Below are 2797 nucleotides of genomic sequence, written 5' to 3'. Positions count from 1 at the left end.
GTTTATTAATACTCTATTAATTATGCCTAAAACTACTTTAAATCAAGAATAAGATTAATGGCAAAGTAAATCATTTATCTGAATATAAGTTAAATATAGCTTTTTTCGATGTGTAAATACTTATAAGTAAAAGCGTATGCAAAAAATCAGAGTTATATATTTGGGATGAGCTCCTTAATTTTATAGATGTTATTTCTCGTATGCAAGTAGAAGAGTTAATGTTAAATGAAAAACCAACTATGCTATTTGTAGAGCATGATACTTCTTTTGGCGAAAAAATAGCAACAAAGATCGTTCATATATAAATTAGATTTAATTAATAAGGAAGGTATAGATAAAATATACCTTTCTTATTAATAATTATCATGCTTATTGTATAAAATATGAAAATTATTTAGACTAAATTAATGGGATTAAAGAACCTAAATCCGTAAGCTTCTCATCGCTGAGAGATAGGACTTTTTTATTTCTTTTTGATAAAAATTTTTCTATATCTTTGAAGTTTGGATGATTTTCTATTCTTCCAAAGAATGCAAGTGTATCTTTACTTATTAAGCCGCTACATCCACCAATAAAACCATAGTTCAATTCGAATAAATCTATATGTCCCTTTTCAATTAAAAGACAATCAATATTATGTTTAATAACTTCATTATAAATTCCTTCATCAGAAGTAATAATTGAATTTTCATCAACTATGCAGATTGAACACTTACAATATCCCTGATTAACATTTATTTTTTCCATTTTATTCTTTTCGATATAGTCTAACAAAATGCTATCTGTATATTTAAAATTATGAATTGCTTTATTTCCTAATATAGCAACATTATATTGAACGTTATTAGGGTATTTGTTATCTATAGGTAAATTACCTTTAATCACATTGAATCCTAAAGGTGTTAAATTATTGTTATAATAATCATAGACATTTGGAGCTACTAAAATATCATTATTATTCAATTTAATAACACATATGTCAGGATGATAACTTATGGCATCATAAGCTTCATCGCATTTTATAGTTTTAATTAGATTTATATTTAGTTTGCTTATATATTTACTCATATTATCAGAGAGTCTATTATCGACTAAAGCTAAATTTATTTTTTTATTTGGAATAAATGATGATTCTATAAACTTCATTTCTAATTCTCCTTAAATTATTTCTTATTATAATATAAAACAAATAAAAAAAATAATCCATTAATTATTACATTAATGAATTATTATAAAAATTCAAACTATATATGTAGCTCTATTTGTACATTTTATCTTCAGTATCTAAAATTTTGTCGGAGTCTATTTTCTTATCAATGGCTATTTTTATAGCATCTTCTATGGTTTTTCCAGATGCCATTAAACTTGTAGTATTATAATTAATTTTATCTAGTGTTCCAAAGCAAAACTTACATCCCGTAGTAAAGCAAAGGAGAGTGAAGTGTCCATCATACTTTTCCTTAGATATATAATCTGCTACAGCAATTGCATGAGTTAAATCCATATTATCCATATTATTTACAAATTTAATGTAGTGCTTAGAAACTATGCTTTTTTCACTCTTATCATCTAACTTTATTAATACTTCTACTTGATTTAGTTCTTTTATAAAAACCCCTTTTGAAACATTATTGTTATTATCATTGTATAATATTCTATCACCAAAATTCATATCATCACCCCCTATAAATATTATAATAGAAAACTATATAAAAACACAAATCATAAAAATAAAAATATAAAAAAACTATGCATTTTATATGCATAGCTTTTTCTTAATTATTCAAAATCAACACTATTGTTTTCTAATGTAGTTTTAAATCCTTCTAAGAAAGATTTATATCCTTCTTCTTTGTTTTCACCAAGAGGATTATCATTTTCTAAAGCATCGTATACTTCTCTGCAATAAGCTGATGATGAAGTTTGAATATTTTGTCCTATAAATTCAATGGCAGCATTTACACCAGCATCATAAATTTGACTTTTTACAGCTTCAGTTAATTCTAAATACTCAGGATAAGTATCATCTGAATCATCATCAGTAGTTGTATTATTATTATTATTATTATCAACAACTGGTGTATTAGTTTCAGGTTTTGTAACATTTTCAGTTGGAGCATTTACAGTTTCATCGCTATTAGAAGAAGTCTCAATAGAAGTTATTACTTCTGATATGAATGAATCATTGTAAGCATTTTTATAAATATTTGCAATAGTATATTCTTTTATTGCTGTAATTTTAACTTCGTTTTCAAAATCTTCATTATCTTTTGATCTAGAAGAAGCTGATAATTTATCTTTGTAGTATATGTAGAAATCATTAATATCATAGTATTTCTTAGTAGCATTTAAAGTTGCTTTATAAAGTCTAGAAGAAATCTCATGCATACCGTTACTATCTAAAGTAACATCTTGAGAATTTCCGCTTTGATTATCATACTTCTCAAAGCATGATTTTACAAAACTAAAATCTCCATCTTGTGTATTAGAATAAGATTTTAATAAATCTACTAATTCCTCTTTATCTTTTTTAGAAGTGATTTCTTTTACAATAGCTTCAAACTCATTTTGTAAATACTCATCAGAATAGTTTTCTGTTGAATAGAAAGCATCTTTATAAGTTTTTGCACTATACTCAACACTTCCATCTAAGGCTGTAGTATTTTCAGTCATTACAAACTCATCATTTTTAGACTTGTTACATCCGACTAAAAAAGTTAATGGAAGACTTAGAGCAATTATAAGACTAAGTATTTTTTTATTCATGTTTCTCTCCTTATATTTAAACAAAGAATTT

3 protein-coding genes are annotated in these 2797 nt (G+C 25.1%); all 3 read right to left on the bottom strand.

All coding sequences use genetic code 11. The annotated features are described in order from the left end of the window. Window positions 1–399: 399 nt before the first annotated feature. Window positions 400–1146 (bottom strand): DUF6873 family GME fold protein, encoded by a 747-nt coding sequence (locus QX51_RS14240; protein ID WP_039680565.1) that lies wholly within the window; start codon window positions 1144–1146, stop codon window positions 400–402. Window positions 1147–1258: 112 nt separating this feature from the next. Then, window positions 1259–1672: a hypothetical protein gene (locus QX51_RS14235; RefSeq protein ID WP_039680564.1), complete on the bottom strand. Its 414-nt coding sequence runs from the start codon at window positions 1670–1672 to the stop codon at window positions 1259–1261. Between the two features lie 107 nt (window positions 1673–1779). After that, window positions 1780–2766: a hypothetical protein gene (locus QX51_RS14230; RefSeq protein WP_039680563.1), complete on the bottom strand. Its 987-nt coding sequence runs from the start codon at window positions 2764–2766 to the stop codon at window positions 1780–1782. Between the last annotated feature and the right edge of the window lie 31 nt (window positions 2767–2797).

Source organism: Terrisporobacter othiniensis, assembly GCF_000808015.1.
Taxonomy (GTDB): domain Bacteria; phylum Bacillota; class Clostridia; order Peptostreptococcales; family Peptostreptococcaceae; genus Terrisporobacter; species Terrisporobacter muris.
The sequence above is the reverse complement of the archived record's forward strand: the minus strand, read 5'-3'. Positions and strand labels throughout refer to the sequence as shown.

Excerpts from the sequence above, each read along its gene's own strand:
- QX51_RS14240 (WP_039680565.1), bottom strand. The coding sequence starts at position 1,146 with ATGAAGTTTATAGAATCATCATTTATTCCAAATAAAAAAATAAATTTA.
- QX51_RS14235 (WP_039680564.1), bottom strand. The coding sequence starts at position 1,672 with ATGAATTTTGGTGATAGAATATTATACAATGATAATAACAATAATGTT.
- QX51_RS14230 (WP_039680563.1), bottom strand. The coding sequence starts at position 2,766 with ATGAATAAAAAAATACTTAGTCTTATAATTGCTCTAAGTCTTCCATTA.